This window comes from Allobosea thiooxidans, from assembly GCF_900168195.1.
Taxonomy (GTDB): domain Bacteria; phylum Pseudomonadota; class Alphaproteobacteria; order Rhizobiales; family Beijerinckiaceae; genus Allobosea; species Allobosea thiooxidans.
Map to the genome: position 1 here is coordinate 67,955 of NZ_FUYX01000006.1, position 23,759 is coordinate 91,713.

General features: G+C 67.6%; 27 protein-coding genes. 9 read left to right on the plus strand and 18 right to left on the minus strand.

Annotated features, from left to right (window positions below):
- The first annotated feature begins 42 nt into the window (after window positions 1-42).
- Entirely contained in the window at window positions 43-1,041 is a 999-nt protein-coding gene (locus B5Y19_RS12855) for a LysR family transcriptional regulator (protein ID WP_079591567.1), read from the plus strand.
- Here the strand turns inward: B5Y19_RS12855 and B5Y19_RS12860 are convergent.
- Both B5Y19_RS12860 and B5Y19_RS12865 read right to left on the minus strand, forming a co-directional pair.
- Window positions 997-1,464, minus strand: a complete 468-nt coding sequence (locus tag B5Y19_RS12860) for an MmcB family DNA repair protein (RefSeq protein WP_055729280.1) — start codon at window positions 1,462-1,464, stop codon at window positions 997-999. The two genes, B5Y19_RS12855 and B5Y19_RS12860, sit on opposite strands and share 45 nt — an antisense overlap.
- A 50-nt stretch (window positions 1,465-1,514) precedes the next feature.
- Window positions 1,515-2,585 (minus strand): LacI family DNA-binding transcriptional regulator, encoded by a 1,071-nt coding sequence (locus tag B5Y19_RS12865; RefSeq protein ID WP_055729281.1) that lies wholly within the window; start codon window positions 2,583-2,585, stop codon window positions 1,515-1,517.
- A 119-nt stretch (window positions 2,586-2,704) separates the two neighbouring features.
- Here B5Y19_RS12865 and B5Y19_RS12870 point away from each other — a divergent pair, with 119 nt between their 5' ends.
- From B5Y19_RS12870 to B5Y19_RS12890, 5 genes are all read left to right on the plus strand, one after another.
- Window positions 2,705-3,721, plus strand: coding sequence for a TRAP transporter substrate-binding protein (locus tag B5Y19_RS12870; protein WP_055729282.1), 1,017 nt, complete (start codon window positions 2,705-2,707; stop codon window positions 3,719-3,721).
- Window positions 3,722-3,811: 90 nt separating this feature from the next.
- Window positions 3,812-5,659, plus strand: coding sequence for a TRAP transporter large permease (locus B5Y19_RS12875; RefSeq protein WP_244555586.1), 1,848 nt, complete (start codon window positions 3,812-3,814; stop codon window positions 5,657-5,659).
- 20 nt (window positions 5,660-5,679) lie between these two features.
- On the plus strand, window positions 5,680-6,234 hold the full coding sequence (locus tag B5Y19_RS12880) for a VOC family protein (RefSeq protein WP_055729284.1): 555 nt from the start codon (window positions 5,680-5,682) through the stop codon (window positions 6,232-6,234).
- A gap of 117 nt (window positions 6,235-6,351) precedes the next feature.
- Window positions 6,352-7,635 carry a ribulose-bisphosphate carboxylase large subunit family protein gene (locus tag B5Y19_RS12885; RefSeq protein WP_197282459.1) on the plus strand — a complete coding sequence of 428 codons (1,284 nt, stop codon included), beginning with the start codon at window positions 6,352-6,354 and terminating at the stop codon, window positions 7,633-7,635.
- Window positions 7,636-7,641: 6 nt separating this feature from the next.
- Window positions 7,642-8,928: a four-carbon acid sugar kinase family protein gene (locus B5Y19_RS12890; protein WP_079591568.1), complete on the plus strand. Its 1,287-nt coding sequence runs from the start codon at window positions 7,642-7,644 to the stop codon at window positions 8,926-8,928.
- Here B5Y19_RS12890 and B5Y19_RS12895 read toward each other — a convergent pair.
- From B5Y19_RS12895 to B5Y19_RS12920, 6 genes are all read right to left on the minus strand, one after another.
- Window positions 8,925-9,869 (minus strand): threonine ammonia-lyase, encoded by a 945-nt coding sequence (locus B5Y19_RS12895; protein ID WP_055729287.1) that lies wholly within the window; start codon window positions 9,867-9,869, stop codon window positions 8,925-8,927. The genes B5Y19_RS12890 and B5Y19_RS12895 overlap by 4 nt on opposite strands.
- On the minus strand, window positions 9,869-10,915 hold the full coding sequence (locus B5Y19_RS12900; RefSeq protein ID WP_055729288.1) for a succinylglutamate desuccinylase/aspartoacylase family protein: 1,047 nt from the start codon (window positions 10,913-10,915) through the stop codon (window positions 9,869-9,871). Before B5Y19_RS12900 ends, B5Y19_RS12895 begins: the two co-directional genes overlap by 1 nt.
- A gap of 105 nt (window positions 10,916-11,020) precedes the next feature.
- Complete coding sequence (locus B5Y19_RS12905; RefSeq protein ID WP_055729289.1) at window positions 11,021-11,803, minus strand: transporter substrate-binding domain-containing protein; 783 nt, start codon at window positions 11,801-11,803, stop codon at window positions 11,021-11,023.
- A 40-nt stretch (window positions 11,804-11,843) separates the two neighbouring features.
- Window positions 11,844-12,575, minus strand: a complete 732-nt coding sequence (locus tag B5Y19_RS12910) for an amino acid ABC transporter ATP-binding protein (RefSeq protein WP_079591570.1) — start codon at window positions 12,573-12,575, stop codon at window positions 11,844-11,846.
- A complete protein-coding gene (locus tag B5Y19_RS12915) occupies window positions 12,562-13,209 on the minus strand; it encodes an amino acid ABC transporter permease (RefSeq protein WP_079591601.1) in 648 nt (215 codons plus the stop codon). Before B5Y19_RS12915 ends, B5Y19_RS12910 begins: the two co-directional genes overlap by 14 nt.
- A complete protein-coding gene (locus B5Y19_RS12920) occupies window positions 13,209-13,871 on the minus strand; it encodes an amino acid ABC transporter permease (protein ID WP_055729317.1) in 663 nt (220 codons plus the stop codon). The genes B5Y19_RS12915 and B5Y19_RS12920 overlap by 1 nt, the downstream gene beginning before the upstream one ends.
- 141 nt (window positions 13,872-14,012) lie before the next feature.
- Between B5Y19_RS12920 and B5Y19_RS12925 the strand changes: the two genes are divergently transcribed.
- Window positions 14,013-14,795, plus strand: coding sequence for an IclR family transcriptional regulator (locus tag B5Y19_RS12925; protein WP_055729292.1), 783 nt, complete (start codon window positions 14,013-14,015; stop codon window positions 14,793-14,795).
- Window positions 14,796-14,827: 32 nt separating this feature from the next.
- Here B5Y19_RS12925 and ureG read toward each other — a convergent pair whose 3' ends face one another.
- The 10 genes from ureG to B5Y19_RS12975 form a co-directional block, all read right to left on the minus strand.
- Entirely contained in the window at window positions 14,828-15,448 is a 621-nt protein-coding gene (gene ureG / locus B5Y19_RS12930; RefSeq protein ID WP_055729293.1) for an urease accessory protein UreG, read from the minus strand.
- The gene (locus tag B5Y19_RS12935; RefSeq protein WP_055729318.1) at window positions 15,445-16,131 is read right to left on the minus strand and encodes an urease accessory protein UreF; all 687 of its coding nucleotides are present in this window, start codon (window positions 16,129-16,131) and stop codon (window positions 15,445-15,447) included. Before B5Y19_RS12935 ends, ureG begins: the two co-directional genes overlap by 4 nt.
- The gene (locus tag B5Y19_RS12940) at window positions 16,100-16,609 is read right to left on the minus strand and encodes an urease accessory protein UreE (RefSeq protein ID WP_055729294.1); all 510 of its coding nucleotides are present in this window, start codon (window positions 16,607-16,609) and stop codon (window positions 16,100-16,102) included. The genes B5Y19_RS12935 and B5Y19_RS12940 overlap by 32 nt, the downstream gene beginning before the upstream one ends.
- An 8-nt stretch (window positions 16,610-16,617) precedes the next feature.
- Window positions 16,618-18,330, minus strand: coding sequence for an urease subunit alpha (ureC, locus tag B5Y19_RS12945; protein WP_055729295.1), 1,713 nt, complete (start codon window positions 18,328-18,330; stop codon window positions 16,618-16,620).
- Window positions 18,330-18,635 (minus strand): urease subunit beta, encoded by a 306-nt coding sequence (locus B5Y19_RS12950; RefSeq protein WP_055729296.1) that lies wholly within the window; start codon window positions 18,633-18,635, stop codon window positions 18,330-18,332. Before B5Y19_RS12950 ends, ureC begins: the two co-directional genes overlap by 1 nt.
- A gap of 4 nt (window positions 18,636-18,639) precedes the next feature.
- The gene (locus B5Y19_RS12955) at window positions 18,640-19,221 is read right to left on the minus strand and encodes a HupE/UreJ family protein (RefSeq protein ID WP_055729297.1); all 582 of its coding nucleotides are present in this window, start codon (window positions 19,219-19,221) and stop codon (window positions 18,640-18,642) included.
- Window positions 19,222-19,243: 22 nt separating this feature from the next.
- Window positions 19,244-19,546 carry an urease subunit gamma gene (locus tag B5Y19_RS12960; RefSeq protein ID WP_055729298.1) on the minus strand — a complete coding sequence of 101 codons (303 nt, stop codon included), beginning with the start codon at window positions 19,544-19,546 and terminating at the stop codon, window positions 19,244-19,246.
- A gap of 11 nt (window positions 19,547-19,557) precedes the next feature.
- On the minus strand, window positions 19,558-20,382 hold the full coding sequence (locus B5Y19_RS12965; RefSeq protein ID WP_411914152.1) for an urease accessory protein UreD: 825 nt from the start codon (window positions 20,380-20,382) through the stop codon (window positions 19,558-19,560).
- A gap of 120 nt (window positions 20,383-20,502) precedes the next feature.
- Entirely contained in the window at window positions 20,503-21,276 is a 774-nt protein-coding gene (locus B5Y19_RS12970; protein WP_079591573.1) for an SDR family NAD(P)-dependent oxidoreductase, read from the minus strand.
- Window positions 21,276-21,974 carry a hypothetical protein gene (locus B5Y19_RS12975; RefSeq protein ID WP_055729300.1) on the minus strand — a complete coding sequence of 233 codons (699 nt, stop codon included), beginning with the start codon at window positions 21,972-21,974 and terminating at the stop codon, window positions 21,276-21,278. Before B5Y19_RS12975 ends, B5Y19_RS12970 begins: the two co-directional genes overlap by 1 nt.
- Before the next feature lie 115 nt (window positions 21,975-22,089).
- On the opposite strand from B5Y19_RS12975, the gene B5Y19_RS12980 reads away from it, so the two are divergent.
- A complete protein-coding gene (locus B5Y19_RS12980) occupies window positions 22,090-22,932 on the plus strand; it encodes an IclR family transcriptional regulator (RefSeq protein ID WP_055729301.1) in 843 nt (280 codons plus the stop codon).
- Window positions 22,929-23,741: an ABC transporter permease gene (locus tag B5Y19_RS12985; protein ID WP_079591574.1), complete on the plus strand. Its 813-nt coding sequence runs from the start codon at window positions 22,929-22,931 to the stop codon at window positions 23,739-23,741. The genes B5Y19_RS12980 and B5Y19_RS12985 overlap by 4 nt, the downstream gene beginning before the upstream one ends.
- Window positions 23,742-23,759: the final 18 nt, after the last annotated feature.

Sequence of the window (23,759 nt, forward strand, 5' to 3'; positions counted from 1 at the left end):
TTAGACTGCATGAAAGATCAGCAATTGTGAGGTGAATTCACGATGCCGCGCCCCGAGATCAACCGCTCCGGCGAGATGGAGGTCTTCGCCCGCGTCGTCGAACTCGGCGGCTTCTCGCCGGCGGCGCGCGCATTGCGAATGACGCCTTCGGCGGTCAGCAAGCTCGTCGCCCGGCTGGAAGCGCGGCTCGGCGTCCGCCTGATCGTCCGCTCGACCCGCAAGTTCATGCTGACCGAGGAGGGAACGACCTTCCATGAGCGGACGCTGCGCGTGCTCGCCGATCTCGACGAGGCGGAGCGCGCGGTCGCCGCCTGCCAGATCCCGCGCGGCAGGCTCAGGGTCAATGCGAATGTCGCCTTCGGCTGGCATTTCCTGCTACCGGTCGCACCGCGCTTCATGGCGGCGCATCCCGGCGTCCAGCTGGACATCTCGATCACCGATGCGGTGATCGACCTCGTCGACGAGCGCGCCGATGTCGCGATCCGGGTCGGCCCGCTCAAATCGTCCCAGCTCGTCGCCCGCAAGCTCGGTGAGAGCGTCTCGGCGATCGTCGCGTCGCCGGACTATCTGGCAAAGCAGGCCGCGCCAGACCATCCCGACAAGCTCGCCGGCCAGGACCTCATCACCTTCAACTTCGCGCGGCATCGCGACACCTGGCCGTTCGTCATCGACGGCCAGCGCACCTTCCTGCCGGCCCATGGCCGCGTCACCGTCGGCGACGGCGAAAGCGCGCGGCGCCTCGCCTTGGCCGGCCAGGGCCTGACGCGGTTATCGCTCTTCCATATCGCCGACGACATCGCCGCCGGCCGGCTCGTCCCGGTTCTGGAAGCCTTCAATCCCGGCGATGTCGAGGAGATCCACGCCGTCTATGTCGGCCATGGCGGCCGGTTACCGGCACGCGTCCGCGCCTTCATCGACTTCCTCGTCGCCGAAATCGACCTCAACCGCTTCGCCATGTTGCCGGGAGCGACGGCAGGGGCGGGTGGAAGATCAGCATCAGGCCGAGCCTTCAGGATCCTCGATCAGGGCGAGCCGGCCTGAGGCCAGCCGCGCCAACGCGATCGTCAGCATCTTGCGGCGCGCCGGGCTCAAGGGATGGCGCGGCGGCTCGCGCAGCATTTCGCCGCCATAGGCGTCGGCGACGATCAGTCCGACATCCTCGGGCAGGATCTCGCGCGGGAATTCCGGCGCGACGGCGAAGAGGAAACCGTCGCAATAATCGCGGTAGTCCGGCCATTTGCCGTCGACGCGATAGTCGGCGATGCCGGACTTGACCTCGACGACCCAGAGCTCTCCCGAAGGCGAGAGCGCGACGATGTCGCCGCGCCGGCCATTGGCGAAGGTCATCTCCTTGACGATGGCGTAGCCGCGCTCGCGCAGGTGCCGGGCGGCGCCTCGGCAGACCATGCGCGTGATATCGGGCCGCGTCGGCGGCGGATTGAGGACGGAATCCGGAAGGGACATATGCTTATGTTCCCTCTTTGTTTCCGGATTTGCAAGTCCGGGCGACCGGCTCAGGGCAAATTCTCGCGCAGGATAATCTCGATGCTCGGCGCGGCCGTCCCCTCCGTAGCGGGGCGGCCGGCGCGCAGATTGGCGAAGATCGCGATGCAGCTCATCAGCGCCGCATGGGGATGCTGGGTGATGACGGCGTCCATCGTGCCGTCGAGCAGAAGCGCGCGCGTCTCAGGCGTCAGCCCATGGCCGACGAAGACGACCTCCTGCTGGCGCCCAACCTCCTTCAAGGCACGGGCGATGCCTTCCGGCCCGCCGCCGATATTGTAGATGCCGGCGAGGTCCGGATGCTGGGCGAGCAGCGCCTTGGCCTGGCGGTAGTTGCGCCCCTCGTCGTCGAGCCCTTCGCGCAGGCCGACCACCTCGATCTGCGGGAACAGCTCCTCGAAGAGATGCAGGAAGCCCATCTCGCGCTCCTCATGGGCGCGGTAGCTCAGGCTGCCGGCGATCATCGCGACCTTGGCCGGGCGCCTGCCGATGAAGCGGGCGACGAGATAGCCGGCGGTGCGCCCGGTCGAGCGATTGTCGAGCCCGACATAGGCGGCGCGGCGCGAACTGGCGAGATCGGAGATCAGCGTCACGGTCGGCACGCCGCGCTCGGCGAGCACGCTGACCGCCTCGCGCACGGCAGGGTGCTCCAGCGCCATGAAGGCGATGCCGTCGACATCGCGCCCGACCTGGCGAAGCTGCTGGGCCAACAGTTCCGGCTTGAAGCTTTCGATGAACTCGACACGGGCGCGCATGTTGAAGGAGGCGAGCTGGTCCTGCGCCGCGACGATGTGGCGCCCGAGCATTGCGAGGAAGCGGTTGCTGCCGGCCGGCAGCAGGAAGGCGAGCCGCATCGGCGTGAAGGCCTGCGCCGGCAAGGCCGGATCGAGCACATAGCCGAGCTCGCTCGCCGCCTTGAGCACGCGCTGAACGGTGGCGGCGCGCACGCCCGGGCGCTGGTTCAGCACCCTGTCGACCGTCGCGGTCGAGGCGCCGGACAGAGCAGCGATATCGGTGATGCGGGCCATCCGGCGGCGCTGCAGGCCGTCGCCCTTGCCGTTTCGTTCTACCGTCTCGCTCATGAAATCACATCAAAAGCCATCAGAATTTGAGTTTGACCACCATCATTCCAGCTTCCTACTCTTGAGGCAAGAAGACCTCGACCAATCAAATCGCATCAAGCGATGTCAGGGAGGACACCATGACGAATTTCACGCGCCGCACGGTGCTGCGCACGCTGGCCGCCGCACCTGCCGCCTCGCTCATCGGCATGCCGCATATCGCGCGAGCCGCCGAGATCGAGCTGAAATATGGCAACAACCTGCCGCTCAGCCATCCGCTCAACATCCGCGCCCAGGAGGCGGCCGAGCGCGTGGCGAAGGAGACCAACGGACGGGTCGAGATCAAGATCTTCCCGAACAACCAGCTCGGCGGCGATACCGACATGCTGAGCCAGGTCCGCAATGGCGGCATCACCTTCTTCACGCCCTCCGCCCTCGTCATCGCGACGCTGGTGCCGGTCGCGGCGATCAATGCCGTCGGCTTCGCCTTCGCCGACTACGATCAGGTCTGGAAGGCGATGGACGGCAAGCTCGGCGCCCATGTCCGCGAGGCAATCTCGAAGGTGAATCTCTACGCGTTCGAGAAGATGTGGGACAACGGCTTCCGCCAGATGACCACTTCGGGCAAGGCGATCGAAAGCGCCAAGGAGATGGCCGGCCTGAAGATCCGCGTGCCGGTGAGCCCGCTCTCGATCGCGATGTTCAAGGCGCTCGACGCTGCGCCGGCGAGCCTGCAGTTCTCGGAAGTCTATTCGGCGCTGCAGACCAAGGTCGTCGACGCGCAGGAGAACCCGCTGCCGATCATCCAGGTCGCCAAGCTCTACGAGGTGCAGAAGAGCTGCGCCGTCTCCAACCATATCTGGGACGGCTTCTGGTTCATCGCCAATGGCCGCGCCTGGCGCGGCCTGCCGGCCGATATCCAGAAGATCGTCGCCGGCGCCATCAACGATGCCGGCGTCGCCCAGCGCGGCGACATCAAGAAGCTCAACGAGACCGTGCAGGCCGACCTGCAGTCGAAGGGCCTCGCCTTCAACAAGACGGATCCCGATTCCTTCCGCGCCAAGCTGCGCGAGGCCGGCTTCTACAAGGAGTGGCAGGAGCGCTTCGGCAAGGACGCCTGGAGCCTGCTCGAAGACGCCGTCGGCAAGCTGGCCTGAGGCATGCGGGCGGGCCTATAAGGCGCCCCAACGCATAAGACAGGAAACGCCCCGATGGATGCTCACAGCGCGCCCCTTCCCGCGGCCGCCATGCCCGCGACCGGGCTCGGCCGCTTCGCCGGCCATATCGACAGCGGCCTCGGCAGGCTGGTCGAGACGGTGGCGGCGGTGCTGGTGCTGGTCGAGATCATCATCCTCGGGGCGGGCGTGACTGCCCGCTATGTCTTCCACGCCCCGCTCGTCTGGTCGGACGAACTCGCCTCGATCCTGTTCCTGTGGCTCTCCATGCTCGGCGCGGTCGTCGCGCTGCGACGGGGCGAGCACATGCGGATGACCGGCCTCGTCACCCGCGTCTCACCGCAGACGCGGGCGTTGCTCGAGGCGATCGCGATCACCGCCTCGATCGCCTTCCTGCTGCTGATCATCCCGCATGCGGTCGAGTATGCCGAGGAAGAGAACTTCATCGTCACGCCTGCGCTGGAGATCAGCAATGCCTGGCGCGCCGCCGCGATCCCGATCGGCGTCGGGCTGATGCTGATTGCGGCCGGCTGCCGGCTGCTGCGCTTCGGCTCGCTCAAGCCGGTCCTGCTCGCGATCGGGCTGACCGCGCTGCTGGTGCTGCTGTTCTGGCTCGCGGGTCCGGCGCTGAAGCCGCTCGGCAAGCTCAACCTCCTCGTCTTCTTCGTCGGTGTCGTCGCGCTCAACGTCTTCTCCGGCGTGCCGATCGCCTTCTCCTTCGCGCTCGCCACCTTCGGCTATCTCGCCTGCACCACCTCGACGCCGATGCTGGTCATGGTCGGCCGCCTCGACGAGGGCATGAGCCATCTCATCCTGCTCGCTGTGCCGCTCTTCATCTTCCTGGGCGCGCTGATCGAGATGACCGGCATGGCGCGCGCCATGATCCAGTTCCTGGCGAGCCTGCTCGGCCATGTCCGCGGCGGCCTATCCTATGTGCTGGTCGGCGCGATGTACCTGGTCTCGGGCATTTCCGGTTCGAAGATCGCCGACATGGCTGCGATCGCGCCGGTGCTCTTCCCCGAGATGCAGAAGCGCGGCGCCAAGCCCGGCGACCTCGTCGCCCTGCTTTCGGCCACCGGCGCCCAGACCGAGACGATCCCGCCCTCGATCGTGCTGATCACCATCGGCTCGGTGACCGGCGTCTCGATCGCGGCCCTGTTCACCGGCGGCATGCTGCCGGCCGTGGTGCTCGGCGTCGCGCTCTGCTTCGTTGTCTGGTGGCGCTGCCGGGGCGAGGACCTCAGCAACGTCAAACGCTATCCCAAGCGCGAGATCGCCAAGCTCACCCTGATCGCGGCGCCGGCCATCGCCCTTCCCTTCGTCATCCGCGCCGCGGTGGTCGAAGGCGTCGCGACCGCGACCGAGGTTTCCACCATCGGCATCGCCTATGCGATCCTGGCCGGGATCCTGCTCTATCGCCAGTTCGACTGGCGCCGCCTGCCGAAGATGCTGGTCGAGACGGCCTCGCTGACCGGCGCGATCATCTTCATCATCGGCTGCGCCACCGCCATGGCCTGGGGGCTGACGCAATCCGGCTTCTCGCGCGACCTCGCCCAGGCGATGGCTGCCGTGCCGGGCGGAAGCTGGGGCTTCCTCGGCGTCTCGATCGTCGCCTTCACCATCCTCGGCAGCGTGCTCGAGGGCATCCCTGCCATCGTGCTGTTCGGGCCGCTGGTGTTCCCGATCGCCCATCAGGTCGGCGTGCACGAAGTGCATTATTCGATGGTCGTGATCTTCGCGATGGGCATCGGGCTTTTCGCCCCGCCCTTCGGCGTCGGCTATTACGGCGCCTGCGCGATCAGCAAGATCAATCCCGACGAAGGCCTGAAATACATCTGGGGCTACATCCTCGCCCTGCTCATCGGCCTTCTCGTCGTCGCTGCCGTGCCGTGGATCTCCATCGGCTTCCTCAGATCCTGATTTCATAGAGAGCAACGCCCATGAGCCGCTTCTTTGGCCAGATCCGTCAGGCCGGCTATGTCGTCCCGGATATCGAGGCGGCAATGGACTACTGGAGCCGCGTGCTGGGCGTCGGACCGTTCTTCTACAACCCGAAGGTTCCGATCAGGAACTACCGCTACAAGGGCGAGGCCTACGAGCCGCACAATTCGGTGGCGCTGGCCAATTCAGGCCCGCTCCAGATCGAATTGATCCAGTGCCGCAACACCGTGCCGTCCATGTACAAGGACTTCACCGATGCGGGGCTGACCGGCCTGCAGCATGTCGCCTACTGGACCTCGGACTACGACGCCGATCTCGAGCGGCTCGTCGCCGAGGGCTTCAAGCCGGTGATGTCAGGCGAGGTCGGTGAGCGCGGCCGCTTTGTCTATTTCGACACGCATTACCATCCGGGCACGGTGATCGAGCTCTCGGAGGTCGCCGGCCCCAAGGGCGAGATGTTCCGCTTGATCCGCGAGGCCTCCGAGACCTGGGACGGCAAGAACCCGGTGCGGCCCTTCCCGGATTTGAGCAAGCTCGCCGCCGCGGCGGCCTGAGCCTGCAACTGCCTCGCGTCATGGCCGGGCTTTGACCCGGCCATCTCGGAAACCAGAGCCCTCTGGTCCTGAGATTCTCGGGTCAAGCCCGAGAATGACGCCCTGTGAACGGCCAGGATGCGCCCGATGACCGACAACCGCTTCGAAGCGACCTACCTGATCGAAACCCCGCTCGACCCGGCCAGGGTCGCGGAGGTGATGGCGGGCGAGCAATCCTGCGGCACCTTCGCCCGTGTCGCCGGCGAGACCGACGAATTGCGCGAGCGGGCACGCGCCATCGTCACGCGGATCGAGGAGCTGGAATCCGTATCCGAGCCCAGTCTGCCGAATGCCTGGCTTACCCGGAAAGGCGTCGGCGCGCCTTGGCGGCGGGCGCGGGTCGCGATCTCCTTCCCGGTATGCAATCTCGGCGCCAATCTCGCGACGCTCGCCGCCGTCGTCGCCGGCAATCTCTACGATCTCGGCGAGGTCACCGGGCTCAGGCTGGAAAGCATCGCCCTGCCCTGGTCCTATCGCCAGCGTTTCCCGCTGCCGGCTCAAGGCATCGCCGGCACGCGGCGCCTGACCGGCGCGGCAAAGGGGCCGCTCGTCGGCTCGATCATCAAGCCGAATGTGGGCCTGAGCGCCGCGCAGACGGCCGATCTCGTCGCCAGCCTCTGCGAGGCCGGGCTCGATTTCATCAAGGATGACGAGATCTCGGCCGATCCGGTGCATGCGCCGCTGGCCGAGCGCATTCCAGCCGTGATGGCGGCGGTGCGCCGGCACCAGGACAAGACCGGCAAGCATGTCATGATCGCCTTCAACATCACCGATGAAACCGACGCCATGCGCCGCCATGCCGATCTCGTCCAGCGCGAGGGCGGGTCCTGCGTGATGGCGAGCTTGAACTGGTGCGGCTTCTCCGCGATCGAGAGCCTGCGCCGCTCGACCGATCTCGCCTTGCACGGCCATCGCAACGGCTACGGCGCCTTCTCGCGCCATCCGCTGCTCGGCATCGGTTTCCAGGCCTATCAGGTGCTGTGGCGGCTCGCCGGCGTCGATCATATGCATGTCCATGGGCTGCAGGGGAAATTCGCGCAGGAGGACGAGGAGGTCGTGACTTCCGCCAGGGACTGCGTCACGCCGCTGACCGATGGTGCCGACGACCGGGTGATGCCGGCCTTCTCCTCCGGGCAATGGGCCGGCACGGCGCAGGCCACCTGGGACGCGATCGGCCATGACGACCTGCTCTTCATGGCCGGCGGCGGCATCCTCGCCCATCCAGGCGGGCCGAAAGCCGGCGTCGCCAGTATCCGGCAGGCCTGGGCGGCGGTGGCGAAGGGTACGCCCATTGCCGAGGCGGCACGCGCGCATCCGGAATTGCAGCAGGCGCTCGACACCTTCAGCGGCAAGGCGGGCTAGCGCGCCGTGACCGCGAAGCGCATCCCACTCTATGGCTGGTACGGTGACGATTTTACCGGATCGACCGATACGCTCGCGACGCTGGCCGAACGAGGCTTTCGCGCCCTGCTCTTCCTGCGCCAGCCGAACGAGGAGCAGTTCGCCGCCGCTGGGACACTCGACGCGATCGGCATCGCCGGCGCGAGCCGGGCCATGACGCCGGAGGCAATCGCGACGGAGCTGACGGAGATCGGCGCCTTCTTCGCGAGCCAGGGCGTTGGGCTGATGCATTACAAATGCTGCTCGACCTTCGACAGCGCCCCTCATATCGGCAGCATCGGAGCGGCGGTCGCGGCGCTGAAGCCGTTCTTTCCGAACCCGCTCGTCCCGATCCTCGGTGGGCAGCCCAATCTCGGGCGTTTCTGCCTGTTCGGGAACCTGTTCGCGGCAGGCGGCGACGGAACGGTCCATCGCATCGACCGGCACCCGACCATGAGCCGCCATCCGGTGACCCCGATGGCGGAAGCCGATCTGCGCCGGCACCTGGCGGCGCAAGGACTCCAAGACATCGGTCTTGTCGATTACCGCGCCTATGGCGAGGGCACCGTTGCTGCCGCGCTGGCTGGCTCCGAGCCCAACGGGGCAGCGCCCAAGCTGTTCGATGTCGCGACCGAGGCCGACCTTGCGGTGATCGGCAGGCTGCTCAGGACGGCACTAACCGACGGACCGATGCTGGCCGTCGGAGCGAGCTCGGTCGCACGCGCCTTTGCGGCGGGGCATTCAGAACGACTGCCAGGAGCACCCGCCACCGGGGCCGAGCGCCACCATGACGGGCCCGTCCTCGCCCTCGTCGGCAGCCTATCACCGGTCACGCGCGCGCAGGTCGATGCCGCACGGGGCTATGCCGCGCTGTCCGTCGATGCCGAACGGCTGCTTTCGGACAACGGCTATGCCGCCAGGTTGCGCGCGGCCGCCCTGTCCGAGCTGGCTCAGGGTGACGTGATGCTGATGACGGAACAGCCGCAAGGCGCTCCGACCGCGGCCGGTGCGGTTGCCGAAGCGACAGGGCGATTGCTCGCCTCGGTCATCGCCGAGGCCCATCTCGGGCGGCTTGTCGTCGCCGGCGGCGACACCTCGACTATGGCAATCCGGTCGCTGCCGCTCTGGGGCCTGTCCTATCGCGGCCCTTGCGTGCCCGGCGCGCCGCTCTGCCGCGCCCATTCAGACGATCCACGTCTCGACGGGCTCGAGATCGTGCTGAAGGGCGGGCAGATGGGACCGCCCGGCTTCTTCAACGACGCGGCACGCACCTAACCCGGCAGGCAGCCATCCGTGCCGGCGCCGCAGACCAGCGCGCAGATTTTCTCGCCGCCGGCCAACGGCAAACGCCCCGACTGGAGCGCCGCTAGCGCGGCGGCACCTGAAAGATCGGCGGCGATGCCGAACTCGAACCAGAGCGACTTCGCCGCCTGCTCCATCTCGGCATCGGTGATCAGCACGATCTCATCGACATTGCGGGCTGTCGCCTCGTAAATCGCCTGGTCGGTCTGGCGGCAGGACATGGTGGCGACGCGCGTCTCCAACCGGTCGAGCGCGACGAGGCGCCCGGCCGCGAGGCAGGCGTGCAGCGTCGGCGAGCCCACCGGCTCGATACCGATGATCCGCGTCTGCGGGCGCAGCGCCTTCACCGCTGTCGAGAGGCCGGTGATCAATCCACCACCGCCGATGGCGACCAGGATGACGTCGACATCCGGCATGTCGTCGAGGATATCGAGGCCGAGCGTGCCCTGCCCCGCCACAACCACCGGATCGCTGAAGGGGTGGGCATAGGTCGCGCCTGTCTTGGTGGAATGGGCGAGTGCGGCAGCGTTGGCATCGTCCCAGATCGCGCCGACGATGTGCACATCCGCGCCCCAGTCGCGCAGCTTGGCGATCTTGTCCGGCGCCGCGTTGGACGGCAGGAAGATCGTGGCGGGCACGCCGAGCACATGGGCCGAACGGGCGATGGCGAGGCCGTGATTGCCGCCAGACGCCGTGACGACGCCGCGCGCCAGCTCGTCCTTCGACAGCGTCAGCAGCCGGTTCATCGCGCCGCGCGCCTTGAAGGAGCCGGCCGCCTGCAGCAGTTCCAGCTTCAGCGTGACGTCGCCGCCAAAATCGCTGCCGCGCGTCTTCGCATAGGGCAGGGTCGGGGTTTTCCGGATATAGGGCGCGATGCGCTGGCGGGCGGCGCGGATATCGTCGAGCGCGATCATCACAGGGGTCCGTGATAGGGCGCTGCCACGATCAGGCAGCAATTGCCCGGCTTCACCCGGCCCGGCTGGCGTCGGCCATAGAGGATGCCGTCGGCGGCGTAGTACAGCGTCTCGGGCGGACGCGTCGGATCCCAGGTGCAATGGATGCGGCCTGCCGGCTCGCCGGCGCTGACCTTGGTGCCGTTGGCATGGAACGGCTCGAAGATGCCGTCCACCGTCGCGTAGACATAGGCCGAGATGCCGGGCAGCTCCAGGATCTGGCCGTCGCCGCGCTTCGGCTCGGGCTTCTCCCGGGCGACGACACCGAGATGGTCGAGCACATTGGCGACGCCACGGCGGCAGACCCTGAGCGCCTCGAGCGAGACCGTGCCGGCGCCGGCCATCTCGGTGCCGACCGTGACCAGCCCGGCCCGGCAGGCGGCGGCGGTCGCGGTGCGCGGTTCTCCGAGATTGCTGATCACGACCATCATCGGCGCGTCGAAGGCCTGGACGGCCGCGACATTGCGCTTGTGCAGGGCGGGATCGTCGGTCGGCTCGACGATGGCGCTGGGGATGATGTCGAGCGAGGAGCCGCCGGAATGCAGGTCGAGGAAGGCATCGCCAACCGGCAGGATATGGTCGCTGACGAAGGCCGAGATCTGCTGGGTGATGGTGCCGCGCGGATCGCCCGGGAAGGTGCGGTTGAAGTTCAGCCCGTCGACCGGGGAGGTACGCTGGCCGGCCATGACGGCATGGACGTTGTTCGCCGGCATCAGGATGAGGCGGCCCTGGACGCGGCCGGGGTCGAGATCGCGGATCAGGTCGCAGATCGTGATCGGCCCCTCATATTCGTCGCCATGATTGCCGCCCTCCATGATGACGGTCGGGCCCGAACCGTTCTTGATCACCGCGATCGGCACGCGCGTCGCACCCCAGGCGTCGTCATGCGGCGAATGCGGAATCATGAGGAAGCCGGTCTGCTTGCCCTCGCGATCGAGATCGACGGTGAGGAAGGCGCTGGACGGGCGCGGGGTCGGTTTCGGGCGCGCGGCGCTGGCTATGCTCATGGGATCACGCAGGATGCAAGAAGGGGATCGGCGCTGCGGGCGGGCCGAAGGATTCTTCGAAAGTGGCCGGGCGCGGCGGTACGCCCGGCCGGAACCGTTGCAGTCTCAAAGAGTCGGCAGCGGGTCCATCGGCATGTCCAGGTACTTGCGGTGCAGCCGGTCGAGCTCGCCATTCATCGAATTGAAGAAGATGAAGCCGTCGAGCCAGCGCACGAGGTTATGCTGGTCCATCTGCACGCCCATATGCGCCGGGCTGCGGCGGATGACGAACTTGCGCTCGAACTCCTTGTTCGGGTTCTGCTTGGCCAGCGCCTGCGCCACGATCGAATTCGTGGCGAGGAGATCGGCCTGGCCGGTGATGTAGGCGGCGGCGGCCGTCGCGTCGTCCTCGGTGCGCATCAGGCTGGCCTTCGGCGCGGCGGCCGAGATCGCGAGTTCCTGCGTCGTGCCCTTGGCGGCGGCGACGCGGGCGGAGCCGATCGTCTCCGGGCTCGACACCGTCGAGCTTTTCGCACCGTAGACCGCGAGGAACGTGTTGGCATAGGGCGCCGTGAACTGGATCTGCTTGGCGCGCTCCGGGGTCAGACCCATCACCGAGATGACGATGTCGACCTTGTCGGTCATCAGGAAGGGGATGCGGTTGGCGCCAGTGATCTGCTGCATCTCCAGCTTCACGCCGAGACCCTTGGCGACCATCTCGGCCATTTCGATGTCGAAGCCGATCGCCTTGCGGTCCGCGTCCTGCGAGCCGAAGGGCGGGGCATCGAGCGGCACGCCGATGCGGACCACGCCCTTGGACAGGATATCCTGAAGCTTGTCGGCCTTGGCCTCGGCGGCGCCGAAGGCGGCGACGGCCAGGGCGGCCAAACCTGCGAACAGTGAACGCATCGTCTTCTCTCCCCTCGTTGATGTTGTCTGGCTTTCCGCCTCAGTGCAGCACCGCACTGAGGAAGGTCTGGAGTTCCGGCGTCTTCGGCTCGGCCAGCACGGCGGCGGCCGGCCCCTGCTCGTGGACCCGGCCTTCATGCATGAAGACGACGCGCGAGCCGAAGCGGCGGGCGAAGCCCATCTCATGCGTCACCAGGATCATGGTCATGCCCTCCTGCGCGACGGATTCGAGGACCTTGAGCACCTCCCCGGTCAGTTCCGGATCGAGCGCGGAGGTGACCTCGTCGAACAGCATCAGTTTGGGACGCATGGCGAGCGAACGGGCGATGGCGACGCGCTGCTGCTGGCCGCCCGAGAGCTGCGAGGGATAGGCGTCGAGCTTGTCTTCGAGGCCGACGCGGGCGAGGACCTCGCGGGCCACCTCGCGCGCGGCCTGCGGCGCCTGCTTCTTCACGACGCGCGGCGCGAGCGTGATGTTGTCGCAGACCGAGAGATGCGGGAACAGGTTGAAGCTCTGGAAGACGATGCCGACCTCCTGGCGCAGCTTGCGCAGATCCGTCTTCGGGTCGTTGACCTGCGTGCCGTCGACGCGGATCACGCCCGCCTGGACCGGCTCCAGCCCGTTGATGCAGCGGAGCATCGTGCTCTTGCCGGAGCCAGAACGGCCGATCACGGCGATGATCTCGCCCTTGGCGACGTCCAGCGTGACGTCCTTCAGCACCTGGACGGCGCCGTAACTCTTGCTGATCCCATGGATTTCAACGAGCGACATCGAGCTTCCGCTCGATCGAGCGGCTCCATTGCGTGAGGGGGAAGCACATCGCGAAATAGATTGCGGCGACGGTGATGTAGACCGCGAAGGGCTTGTAGGTGCCGGCGGCGGTGAGCTGGCCTTCGCGGGTGAGCTCGACGAAGCCGATGACGGCGGCGAGCGAGGTGTTCTTGATCAGTTGCACCAGGAAGCCGACGGTCGGCGGGATCGCGACCCGGATCGATTGCGGCACGATGATGTGGCGCAGCTGCTCCCAGAGCGACAGACCGAGCGAGGCGCCGGCCTCCCACTGCGTCTTGGCGATCGAGACCAGCGCGCCACGCCAGATCTCGCCGAGGAAGGCGCTGCCATAGACCGAGAAGGCCGTCGCCGCCGCAAGCCACGGATTGACCGAGATGCCGGCGAGCGGAAGGCCGAAGAAGATGACGAAGAGCCAGACCAGCAGCGGCGTGCCCTGGACGACGTGGATATAGGCCGCGGAAAGCCAGCGCAGCGGCGCAAAGGGCAGGATGCGGGCGATCGCGATCACGATTCCGATCAGCGATGCGCCGATGAAGGCGGTGACGGTGAGCGCCAGCGTCCAGCGAGCCGCTGCCACCAGATACATCACGTCGATGAGGCCGAATTCGCGGATCATCGCCTGACGAACGCCCAGTAGTAGATGCCCGCGAACAGGCCACGGAAGGCGAAAGCGAGCCCGAGATAGAGCACGCCGATGACGGTGTAGACCTCGAAATCGCGGAAGGTGCGCGACTGGACGATCGAGGCCGCATGGAACAGGTCCTCGACCGAGATCTGCGAGACGACGCTGGTCGCCAGCATCAGCAGGACGAACTGGCTGGCGAGCGCCGGGAACATCGCCTTCAGCGCCGGGAACATCACGACATAGCGGAAGACCTGCAGGCCGGAGAGCCCGAGCGAATGGCCGGCCTCGACCTGCGCCTTCGGCACGGCCTCCAGCCCGGCGCGAACGATCTCGGTGGTATAGGCGCCGAGATTGATGACCAGCGCGATGATCGCGGCCGTGAAGCCGTCGAGCCTCAGGCCCAGGCTCGGCAGGCCGAAGAAGATCAGGAAGAGCTGCACCAGCAGCGGCGTGTTGCGGATGACCTCGACATAGGTTCCGACGATCCGGCGCAGCCATGACGGCCCGTAGACGCGGGCCGCGGCGCAGGCGATGCCGATGACGAGGCCGCCGATCATCGCCGCCGCCGAGAGCATCAGCGTGATCCAGACGCCGTCGAGGATCGATTCCCAGGCGGCGAAGACATCGCGGAACTGCAGGCCGTACTTCATGCGCGGCCGCCCTGCCGCCATGCTGCGGCACCGTTGCAACGCGCGATCCGATCAGACCATCGCACTATCCGCCTCCCCTTTACGGGAAGGCTAGGTTCGTTTCTTATTTGATGTCAAGCTTCATATATGAAACGAAATGGCATGAGCGACCCGGCGGACTCCGAGACCGGAGACAAAAGCACCTATGCGGCGCCTGCGCTGGAAAAGGGGCTCGATATCCTCGAGCTCCTCGCCGAAGTGGGCGAACCGCTATCGACGCGGGAGATCGCCGAGCGGCTCGCCCGCTCGAAGAGCGAGATCTTCCGCATGGTCTTCGTGCTGCAGCAGCGCGGCTACCTCGCCCGCGAGGCAGGGACCGACCGGCTCGGCCTGTCGCGCCGCCTCTTCGACCTCGGCATCCGCACGCCGGGCGGGCGCCAGCTCACCTCGATCGTGCTGCCGCTGATGGAGCGCTTCAGCGAGGAGAGCGGCCAGGTCGCGCATCTCGTGGTGCTGAGCCGGGCCCAGACCGTGGTGCTCGCCACCACCTCCGGCCATCTCGATGCCAGCGTGATCGTCAGGCCCGGCTATGGCAGACCCGCGCTCGACGCCAATTCCGGCCTGCTCATCCTCGCCTTCCAGAGCGAATCCCGCCGCCATCTGCTGATGAAGGAAGCCTCGCCGGCCGACCATGAGAGGCTGGAAAGCGACGAGACGCGGCGTATCCTGGCCGACATCCGCACGAACGGGCACCGCGTCGCGCCGAGCCGGGACATCATGGCCGTGACCGACATCGCCTGCCCGGTGATCGGCCCAGGCGGCCATGCCGAGGCTGCAATCCTCGTGCCCTGCCTACAGCGCCACGGCATCGCCACCGACGAGGAAGCGATCCTGCTCGCGCTCAAGGCCTCCTGCAGGGAGGCAGGCTCGCAATTGTCGCTTTGAGGCGGCTTCCGCGGGCGGTAGCGAATATCGATCTAGGCGGCTGCCAGCCCGCCATTCTCCTCGATGAATCCGACGATCTCGTCGAGGCCGATGCGGCGGTTCATGTCGGTGAAGACAAAGGGGCGCTCGCCGCGCTGCTTTTGCGTGTCCGAGCGCATCACGTCGAGATTCGCGCCGACATGGGGGGCGAGGTCGATCTTGTTGATGATCAGCAGGTCCGAGCGGGTGATGCCCGGCCCGCCCTTGCGCGGGATCTTCTCGCCGCCGGCGACGTCGATGACGTAGAGGGTGATGTCGGCGAGATCGGGCGAGAAGGTCGCAGCGAGGTTGTCGCCGCCGGATTCGATGAAGATGACGTCGAGATCGGGAAAGCGCCGGCGCATCTCGGCGATGGCCGCGAGATTGATCGAGGCGTCCTCGCGGATCGCGGTATGCGGGCAGCCGCCGGTCTCGACGCCGATGATGCGCTCTTCCGGCAGCGCCTGCAGCCGGTTGAGGATCAGCTCGTCCTCCTTGGTGAAGATGTCGTTGGTGACGACGGCGACGGAGTAACGGTCACGCATCGCCTTGCAGAGCTTCTCGGTGAGCGTCGTCTTGCCGACGCCGACCGGGCCGCCGATGCCGACCCGAAGGGGACCGTTTGAGGATTTCACGAGCGGAACACCCTGGAATACTGCGTTTCGTGGTTCATCGACATGATGTCGGCGCGGATGGTGCAGGAGCCGAGATCGTCGAGCGTCGAGACCGCCGCGCGCCGGGCGGTGCGCAGGGCAACCGATTCCAGCGCCGCAAGCGTCGCCACCCCGTCGCGCTGGCCGAGCGGGACCAGCCGGACGCTGGCCTGGACGAGATTGGAGGCGAAGGCGTGGAGATAGGCGGTAAGCGTATCCTCCAGCGCGATGCTATGGCGTGCGGCCGCCCCGCCAACAGCCACCGGATAGGCGACCGGCCCGTCCCCATCCATCGCCCGCTCGCCGCTCCAGGCCGCCATCGCATCGACAAAAGCGCCGCCCTGCAGCCTCGTCTCCATATGGCGCTCGCGGGAACCCGATATCGCCTCCGCGAGCTCCGCGACGTCAACGATGTCGGTTCCGGCAACTGTGCTGCGCCACGCCTCAGCCAGCAGTACCGCATCGTTCCAGGCCGAACCGCGCTCCAATAGCGCCTCCAACCATTCGCTCAGGCTCGTGCGGTCCCGGATCAGCCCGTCATGGATCGCCCGCTCCAGCCCGTGGCTATAGGCGAAGGCCCCGACAGGAAAGGCTGGGGACAGCCATGTCATCAGCCGGGCGAGCACGACCGTATCAGTCATGGTGATGGTGGTGATCATGGCCATGCGCGTGCCCATGATGATGGCTGTGACCATGACCATGACCGTGATCATGCCCATGGGCATGATAGGCGCCATGGACCGGTTGGAAGCGCGACACGGTCTCGCTGACGGAGGCGCCGAGGCCTTCGAGCATGGCGCGGATGACGTGGTCGCGCTGGATCAGGATACGATCCTCGTCGATCTGCGCCGGCAAATGGCGATTGCCGAGATGCCAGGCGAGATGGCGCAGCGGACAGGCCGGCCCGGGCTTCACCTCGTAGAGCTCTTCCTCCGCGGCGACGATGGCGACGGCGCGGCCATCCTCCAGCACGAGCCTGTCGCCATCGGTGAAAAGGACCGGCTCGGGCAGGTCGATCATGACCTTCTCACCCTGGTCGGTCGTCACCAGCTTGCGGCGCAGATGCCGCGCGGCATGGTCGAGGCTGATCGTGCCGGCCGGGGGATGGCCGCCGCCATGGCTATGGGAAACAGCGCGCAGCATCGTCGGCCTCAGAACAGGAAATAGCGCTGCGCCATCGGCAGCACGGTCGCGGGTTCACAGGTCAGGAGTTCGCCATCGGCGCGGACCTCGTAGGTCTCGGGGTCGACCTCCATATGCGGCGTGGCGTCGTTGAGGATCATCGAAGCCTTGGAGATGCCGCCGCGCGTATTCTCGACGGCGAGCATGCCCTTGGCGACGCCAAGCTTCTCTTGCAGCCCGTTCGCGATCGCGGCCCCGCTGACGAAGGTCACGGAGGACACGGCCGGCGCGCGACCCATGGCTCCGAACATCGGCCGGTAATGCATCGGCTGCGGCGTCGGGATCGAGGCGTTGGGATCGCCCATGGGCGCGGCCGCGATCATGCCGCCGACCAGCACCATCTCCGGCTTCACGCCGAAGAAGGCGGGGTTCCAGAGCACGAGATCGGCGCGCTTGCCGACCTCGACCGAGCCGACATGCTTCGACAGACCCTGCGCGATAGCGGGGTTGATCGTGTATTTCGCGAGGTAGCGGCGCACGCGCAGATTGTCGTTGTCGCCGGTCTCGCCGGGAAGCCGCCCGCGCTGCAGCTTCATCTTATGCGCGGTCTGCCAGGTGCGGATGGCGACCTCGCCGACGCGGCCCATGGCCTGGCTGTCGGAGGAGATGATCGAGAAGGCGCCGATATCGTGCAGGATGTCCTCGGCCGCGATCGTCTCCTTGCGGATGCGGCTCTCGGCGAAGGCGATGTCCTCCGGGATCGACGGCGACAGGTGATGGCAGACCATCAGCATGTCCAAATGCTCGGCGATGGTGTTCTGCGTGTAGGGCCGCGTCGGGTTGGTCGAGGACGGGATGACGTTCTTCAGCCCGCAGACCTTGATGATATCGGGTGCGTGGCCGCCGCCCGCCCCCTCGGTGTGGAAGGCGTGGATGGTGCGCCCCTTGAAGGCGGCGACCGTGTCCTCGACGAAGCCGCTCTCGTTCAGCGTGTCCGTATGGATCATCACCTGCACATCGTAATCGTCCGCCACCGCGAGGCAGTTGTCGATCGCGGCCGGTGTCGTGCCCCAGTCCTCATGGAGCTTGAGTGCACAGGCTCCGCCCTCGATCATTTCGACGAGCGCGGCCGGCTTCGAGGCATTGCCCTTGCCGGAAAGGCCGAGATTGATCGGCACGGCATCGAAGGACTGGATCATCCGGCCGAGATGCCAGGGGCCGGGCGTGCAGGTCGTCGCCAGCGTGCCATGGGCCGGGCCGGTGCCGCCGCCGAGCATGGTAGTGACGCCGGCCATCAGCGCCTCCTCGATCTGCTGCGGGCAGATGAAATGGATATGCGCGTCGACGCCGCCGGCGGTCAGGATCTTGCCCTCGCCCGCGATCGCTTCCGTGCCCGGGCCAATGACGATGGTGACGCCGGGTTGCGTATCCGGGTTGCCAGCCTTGCCGATGGCGACGATCAGCCCGTCCCTCAGGCCGACATCCGCCTTCACGATACCCCAATGGTCGACGATCAGCGCATTGGTGATGACGGTGTCGACCGCGCCCTCGGCCCGGCTCGCCTGGCTCTGGCCCATGCCGTCGCGGATGACCTTGCCGCCGCCGAACTTCACCTCCTCGCCATAGACGGTGAAATCCTTCTCGACCTCGATGATCAAGTCGGTATCGGCGAGCCGGACCCGGTCGCCGACCGTCGGCCCGTACATCTGCGCGTAAGCCGCATGGGAGAGCTTGGCCGGCATCAGAGTTTCCCCATCACCTTCTGCTGGAAGCCGTAGACGGCGCGCGCGCCGCCGAGCGGCACGAGGCGAACCTCGCGCTGCTGGCCCGGCTCGAAGCGCACGGCCGTGCCGGCGGCGATGTCGAGCCGCATGCCGCGCGTCGCGGCGCGGTCGAAATCGAGCGCCGCGTTGGTCTCGAAGAAATGGTAGTGGGAGCCGACCTGGATCGGCCGGTCGCCGGTATTGGCGACGAGCAGCGTGATCTGCGCCGCACCCGCATTGAGGACGATGTCGCCTTCGGCGGGAAAGAGCTCTCCGGGGATCATCGCCTCAGGCTCCCGCGACGAGCCAGAGGCCGGCGAGCGCGGTCAGGCCGCCGGCGATGCGCGCAGCGATCCGGCCGCGATGCGAGAGCGCATTGCCGGCAAAGCCGATGCCGACACCGAGCGCGTGCAGCAGCACTGTGGCCAACGCAAAGCCGACCATGAAGGGCAGGCTGGTCGCCTCCCCCAACTCACCGCCATGGGCATAGCCGTGGAACAGGGCGAAGAAGCCGACCACCGCCATGCCGACCGGCACCGGCACCTGCAACGCCACCAGTGCCAGCAGCCCGAGCACGACGACCGAGGCCGCGATTACCGGCTCGACGAAGGGCAGGCCGATGCCGAGGAGCGCCGCGGCGAAGCCGAGCATCATCGTGGCGACGAAGGCTGTTGGAATCATCCAGACGGCGCGGCCGCCGACGAGGAAGGCCCAGAGGCCAACGCCGACCATCGCCAGGATATGGTCCGCGCCGAAGAGCGGATGCGAGAAGCCGGCGGCAAAGGAGCCGTGCTCGGCCGGGTTCAGATGGGCGAAGGCCGGGCTCGCGGCACCGACGCTCAGGATCAGGGCGATCGACAGTCTCTTCATGGCAGCCTCCGTGCTCGGGACATCAGCGGATCGGTTCATGGACGGTGACGAGCTTGGTGCCGTCCGGAAAGGTGGCCTCGACCTGCACGTCGTGGATCATCTCGGCGACGCCTTCCATCACCTGCGCGCGGGTCACGACATGGGCGCCGGCCTCCATCAGCTCGGCGACGCTGCGGCCGTCGCGCGCGCCCTCGACGACGAAATCGCTGATCAGGGCGATCGCCTCGGGATGGTTCAGCCTGACGCCGCGTTCGAGCCGGCGCCGGGCCACCATGGCCGCCATGGCGATCAGCAGCTTGTCCTTCTCGCGCGGTGTCAGGTTCATGCCGTCAGTTCCTAGAGTTGCCAGACCTTGGGCAGCGCGCGGCCGCCCATGAGAAGCGTCAGCAGCGGCTCCAGCCGCCGCCTGAGCGCAAGCCCGGTCTCCTCGACCAGCCGCGCGAGAAACTTGCCGTTCCAGGCGCTGGCGCCGCCGCCCGGCCCGATGATCGACCGGGCCGGCTCCAGAAAGCGCTCGGGCGCGGCCCCGGCGAACAGCACCGTCGCCATGGCGCGGCGGCCGGCCATGGCGGGCTGCGGAGCGAGAAGTGCGGCGATATCGCCCGCGACGCGCAGATCGTCGGCGAAGATCAGGTGCCCATCCCTTCTCACCCGCCAGCGATCGTACAGATGGCCGCTGTGCAGCGTCTCGCCCATCGCTTGCCGGCCGAAGAGGATCGCCTCGACCGCGACCAGCTCGGCATCCCCAACGAGATCGGCCTCGAGACGGCGGAACAAGCGCCCGCCGTCGAACAGGATGGTTTCCTGCGGCAGCCAGGCGAGCCGCGCTCCGGCGGAGAGACGCAGGCGATTCTCGACGACGGCATCGGTGCCGGTCGAGCGGTAGACGCGCTCGCAGGCCTGGGTGGTCACGCAAGCCGACGCCTGCGGACCGAGATCGACCTCAGCTGCCAGCCGGTCGCCGCCCGTCAGGCCGCCGGCGGTGTTGATCAGGATCGCCTGCGGATCGGCGTGGTCGATCGGTATCGGCAGACGGATCTTGGCGCAGCCCTCCTGAAAGAGCCGCTCCAATCGGGTCGCGCCGAGGCCGACCCGGAAGCTTACCCGCGCGCGCCCTTCCGCACGCTGCGGGCGCGCCGGTCCCACGGCCGGCCGGCGCAGGGCGACACCAGCCGCCTCGATCACCTCACCGCACTCGACCACCGTCCCGGACACGACTGCCGCTCCTTCTTCGCTGCCGAAAAAAGAAGCAAACGACATGCCACCCGGCGCCCGCCGGGTTCAGTAGGTGGCGCGACCTCCCGAGAGATCGAAGATGCCGCCGGTCGAGAAGGAGCATTCGCCGGAGGCGAGCCAGAGCACCATCCGCGCAACCTCCTCGATCTCGACGAAGCGGCCCATCGGGATGCGCGAGAGAATGTAGGCCCGGCGCTCCGCGGTGATCTGCTTGGCCATCGCGGTCTCGGCGGCAGCCGGGGTCACGGCCGTGACGACGATGCCATCCCGCGCCGTTTCCTTGGCCATGCTCTTGGTCAGCGCGATCACCCCGGCCTTGGAGGCGGAATAGGCGCCGGCACGGGCCATTCCTTCCTTGCCCTGGATCGAGGCGATGTTGACGACATGCCCGCGCAGCGGATGGCCGCCGATGCCAGCGCGCGACCGCAGCTCCCGCATCCGGCCGATGACGGCGCGGCTGACGAGATAGGTGCCGAACAGGTTGACGCGCAGCACCGCTTCGAAATTCCGGGGGTCGGTCTCCCAGATCGGCTTCACCTCACCGAGGATGCCGGCATTGTTGACCAGGATGTCGATCCGGCCATGCTCCGCGAAGGCGGCCGCGGCGGCCGCCTCGACGAGGCCCGGCTCGGTGATGTCGACCCGCCGCCATGCGACACCGAGCTCGGCCACAGCCTCGGCGAGGCCATCCGGATCGGCATCCCACAACTCCACCGCCGCGCCGGCATCGCGCAGCGCCCGGGCGATGCCCCGGCCGAGGCCGCCGGCCCCGCCGGTGACGATGGCCGTGCGCCCGGCCAGATCGTAGCGCGCGTCCATCAGCCGGCGCTCCAGGCGGTCTTTGTGCGCGTGATCTGATGGCGGTAGAGACCGAGCGAATACGGACCCTCGCCGCCGATGGCGTCGAGCGCTGCCGGCGCCAGTTCCTTGCGCGCCAGCGCGACGAAATCCGCCTCGTCGCCCCAGCCTTCGAGCAGCAGCACCCAGCGCGGCACGGCATTGGCAACGCCGCGCGCCTTCTGCTCGGCGGTGGCGACGCCGCTGGCCTCGGCATCGGCCATGAGCAGATGCACGCCGGCGACGCCGGGCTTCGCCAGCAGGTCCGGAATGAACTGGCGCAGCAGCGCATCGCGGTGGGCCCGCACCTGCCCTTCCGGCACATCGTAGCGCAGCGTCGCGATCAGCCCGCCCTGGGCCGGCCCCGTGCTGTGGACGACACGGCAGATCGAGCGAGCGACCGAGCGAAAATGCTTCACCGCACCCAGCGTCCAGGGCGTCGGCGTGTTGACGCGAGCCGTGTAGTCCTGGCTCTTCAGCGTCTCGACGCTCAGCGCCTCGTAGAGGTTGAAGAACTCGAGATCGGCCTCGATCGCGACATAGCGCCGCCCGCGCAGGAAGCCGGGAATGCCGACCCGCTCCGGCATGTGCTCCTCGCCGTGCCAGGCATAGAAATCCTGCCGCCCTTCCGGCGCGATGTCATGCCAGATCGCGACCGCGCCTTCTCCCGCCAGACTCATGCGCCCTCCCGGCCCTCGCCCGCGAGGCGCGTTGACTCGGCCCCGTGGCGCTCTTATACGGAAATCAATTCCGAATTGGAAATCATTTCCAGAAATAGAACGAGGGACGGAACGGTTGACGATCGCAGCGGTCGAGCGGGCGTTGAAACTGGTGGAGGCGCTGGCCGGCGAGCCGGACGGCGTCGATCTCAGCCTGCTCGCCGAGCGGCTCGAACTGCCCTTCAGCGCGACGCACCGGCTGCTGGCGACATTGGCCGAGCGTGGCTTCGTCGCGCAGGACCCGCATTCGGGCGCCTACGGCCTGACCCTGAAGCTCTCGCAGCTCGCCTTCCGGGATCTCGACAGCCGTGGCCTGCCGGACGCGGGCCAGATCGTGCTCGACAGGCTGGCGGGAGCGACGCGGGAATATTGCCGGCTCGCCGTCGTCGAGGGCAGTGAGCTCGTCTGGATCGCGCGCTCGCAGGGCGCCACCGCCGGGCTGCGCTACGAGCCGCCGATGGGCGCCGGCCCCGTCCTGCACGCGACCGCCACCGGCAAGGCCTGGCTCGCCTCGCTGCCGGAGGCCGAAGCGCTGCGCATCGTCTTCGCACACGGTTTCGACGGCCGCGTCGGCCCCAATGCGCTCAAAGATGTCGATGCGTTGCGCGCCCATCTCGACGAGACGAGGCGGCGCGGGTTCGCCGAGGCGGTCGAGGAAGGCGAGATCGGCATCGTCGCGATGGCGACGACCTTCCGTGCCGGGCCCGACCCGGCCGCGCCGGTGGCCGGAACCCTGAGCGTCGCAGGCCCGCTGCCGCGCCTGCAAGCGGAGCGGCGCCCCGCCGTGGCGGAAGCGCTGAGCCGCGCCGCTACGGAAATGGCCGAGATCTGGCCGCTGCGGCGCCGGCAGATCCAGCCTTCGAAGGCCGCCCCGCAGGGCTTGGCGGGCGAAGTCCAGCAGACAGGAGCCACGGCATGAGCGACGGCGCCGCCACACCCGCTCTCCCGGCGACCGCGGCCGAGCGGAACCGGTTGCGCGACTGGAGCTCGGCCATCGGCTGGCCGCTGATGAGCTTCGCCGTGCTGCTCGCGGCTTGGGAGTGGCTGATCCCTTTGGCGCGCATCCCCGAATACATCCTGCCCGTTCCGAGCGCCTTTTTCGAACGGCTCTGGACCGACCGGGTCGACATCTTCCGCCACACGCTGGTGACGGCGAACGAGATCGTGCTCGGCTTCCTGATGGCTGCGGTGATCTCGATCCCGCTCGGCTACGTCATCGTCTCGGTGAGGCTGCTGGAGAAGGCGATCTATCCGGTCATCGTCTTCTTCCAGCTAGTGCCGAAGATCGCGATCGCGCCGCTCTTCGTCGTCTGGTTCGGCTTCGGCCTGTTCCCGAAGGTGCTGCTGACCTTCCTGCTCTGCTTCTTCCCGACGCTGGTCGCCAGCATGACCGGCTTCCGCGCGCTGGACGAGCGCGTGCTCTACCTCACCCGCTCGATGGGCGCCTCCGCTTGGCAGACCTTCCGCTATGTGCGGGTGCCGGCGGCGCTGACCTACATCTTTTCCGGCCTCAAGGTCTCCGCGGTCTTCGCGGCGACCGGTGCCATCGTCGGCGAGTTCGTCGGCGCCAATGCGGGGCTCGGCTATCTCCTGCTACGCGGCACGAGCTTCCTCGACATGCCGCTGATCTTCGCCTGCCTCGTGGCGCTGAGCATCGTCGGCATCCTGTTCAGCTACATCGTCGACGGCCTCGAAGTCCTGCTGATGCCCTGGCAGCGCAAGGGTTGACCCGACCACCACAGCCAA

Excerpts from the sequence above, each read along its gene's own strand:
- B5Y19_RS12855 (WP_079591567.1), top strand. The coding sequence starts at position 43 with ATGCCGCGCCCCGAGATCAACCGCTCCGGCGAGATGGAGGTCTTCGCC.
- B5Y19_RS12860 (WP_055729280.1), bottom strand. The coding sequence starts at position 1,464 with ATGTCCCTTCCGGATTCCGTCCTCAATCCGCCGCCGACGCGGCCCGAT.
- B5Y19_RS12865 (WP_055729281.1), bottom strand. The coding sequence starts at position 2,585 with ATGAGCGAGACGGTAGAACGAAACGGCAAGGGCGACGGCCTGCAGCGC.
- B5Y19_RS12870 (WP_055729282.1), top strand. The coding sequence starts at position 2,705 with ATGACGAATTTCACGCGCCGCACGGTGCTGCGCACGCTGGCCGCCGCA.
- B5Y19_RS12875 (WP_244555586.1), top strand. The coding sequence starts at position 3,812 with ATGCCCGCGACCGGGCTCGGCCGCTTCGCCGGCCATATCGACAGCGGC.
- B5Y19_RS12880 (WP_055729284.1), top strand. The coding sequence starts at position 5,680 with ATGAGCCGCTTCTTTGGCCAGATCCGTCAGGCCGGCTATGTCGTCCCG.
- B5Y19_RS12885 (WP_197282459.1), top strand. The coding sequence starts at position 6,352 with ATGCGCCCGATGACCGACAACCGCTTCGAAGCGACCTACCTGATCGAA.
- B5Y19_RS12895 (WP_055729287.1), bottom strand. The coding sequence starts at position 9,869 with ATGATCGCGCTCGACGATATCCGCGCCGCCCGCCAGCGCATCGCGCCC.
- B5Y19_RS12900 (WP_055729288.1), bottom strand. The coding sequence starts at position 10,915 with ATGAGCATAGCCAGCGCCGCGCGCCCGAAACCGACCCCGCGCCCGTCC.
- B5Y19_RS12905 (WP_055729289.1), bottom strand. The coding sequence starts at position 11,803 with ATGCGTTCACTGTTCGCAGGTTTGGCCGCCCTGGCCGTCGCCGCCTTC.
- B5Y19_RS12910 (WP_079591570.1), bottom strand. The coding sequence starts at position 12,575 with ATGTCGCTCGTTGAAATCCATGGGATCAGCAAGAGTTACGGCGCCGTC.
- B5Y19_RS12920 (WP_055729317.1), bottom strand. The coding sequence starts at position 13,871 with ATGAAGTACGGCCTGCAGTTCCGCGATGTCTTCGCCGCCTGGGAATCG.
- B5Y19_RS12925 (WP_055729292.1), top strand. The coding sequence starts at position 14,013 with ATGAGCGACCCGGCGGACTCCGAGACCGGAGACAAAAGCACCTATGCG.
- B5Y19_RS12935 (WP_055729318.1), bottom strand. The coding sequence starts at position 16,131 with ATGGCCATGATCACCACCATCACCATGACTGATACGGTCGTGCTCGCC.
- B5Y19_RS12940 (WP_055729294.1), bottom strand. The coding sequence starts at position 16,609 with ATGCTGCGCGCTGTTTCCCATAGCCATGGCGGCGGCCATCCCCCGGCC.
- ureC (WP_055729295.1), bottom strand. The coding sequence starts at position 18,330 with ATGCCGGCCAAGCTCTCCCATGCGGCTTACGCGCAGATGTACGGGCCG.
- B5Y19_RS12950 (WP_055729296.1), bottom strand. The coding sequence starts at position 18,635 with ATGATCCCCGGAGAGCTCTTTCCCGCCGAAGGCGACATCGTCCTCAAT.
- B5Y19_RS12955 (WP_055729297.1), bottom strand. The coding sequence starts at position 19,221 with ATGAAGAGACTGTCGATCGCCCTGATCCTGAGCGTCGGTGCCGCGAGC.
- B5Y19_RS12960 (WP_055729298.1), bottom strand. The coding sequence starts at position 19,546 with ATGAACCTGACACCGCGCGAGAAGGACAAGCTGCTGATCGCCATGGCG.
- B5Y19_RS12970 (WP_079591573.1), bottom strand. The coding sequence starts at position 21,276 with ATGGACGCGCGCTACGATCTGGCCGGGCGCACGGCCATCGTCACCGGC.
- B5Y19_RS12975 (WP_055729300.1), bottom strand. The coding sequence starts at position 21,974 with ATGAGTCTGGCGGGAGAAGGCGCGGTCGCGATCTGGCATGACATCGCG.
- B5Y19_RS12985 (WP_079591574.1), top strand. The coding sequence starts at position 22,929 with ATGAGCGACGGCGCCGCCACACCCGCTCTCCCGGCGACCGCGGCCGAG.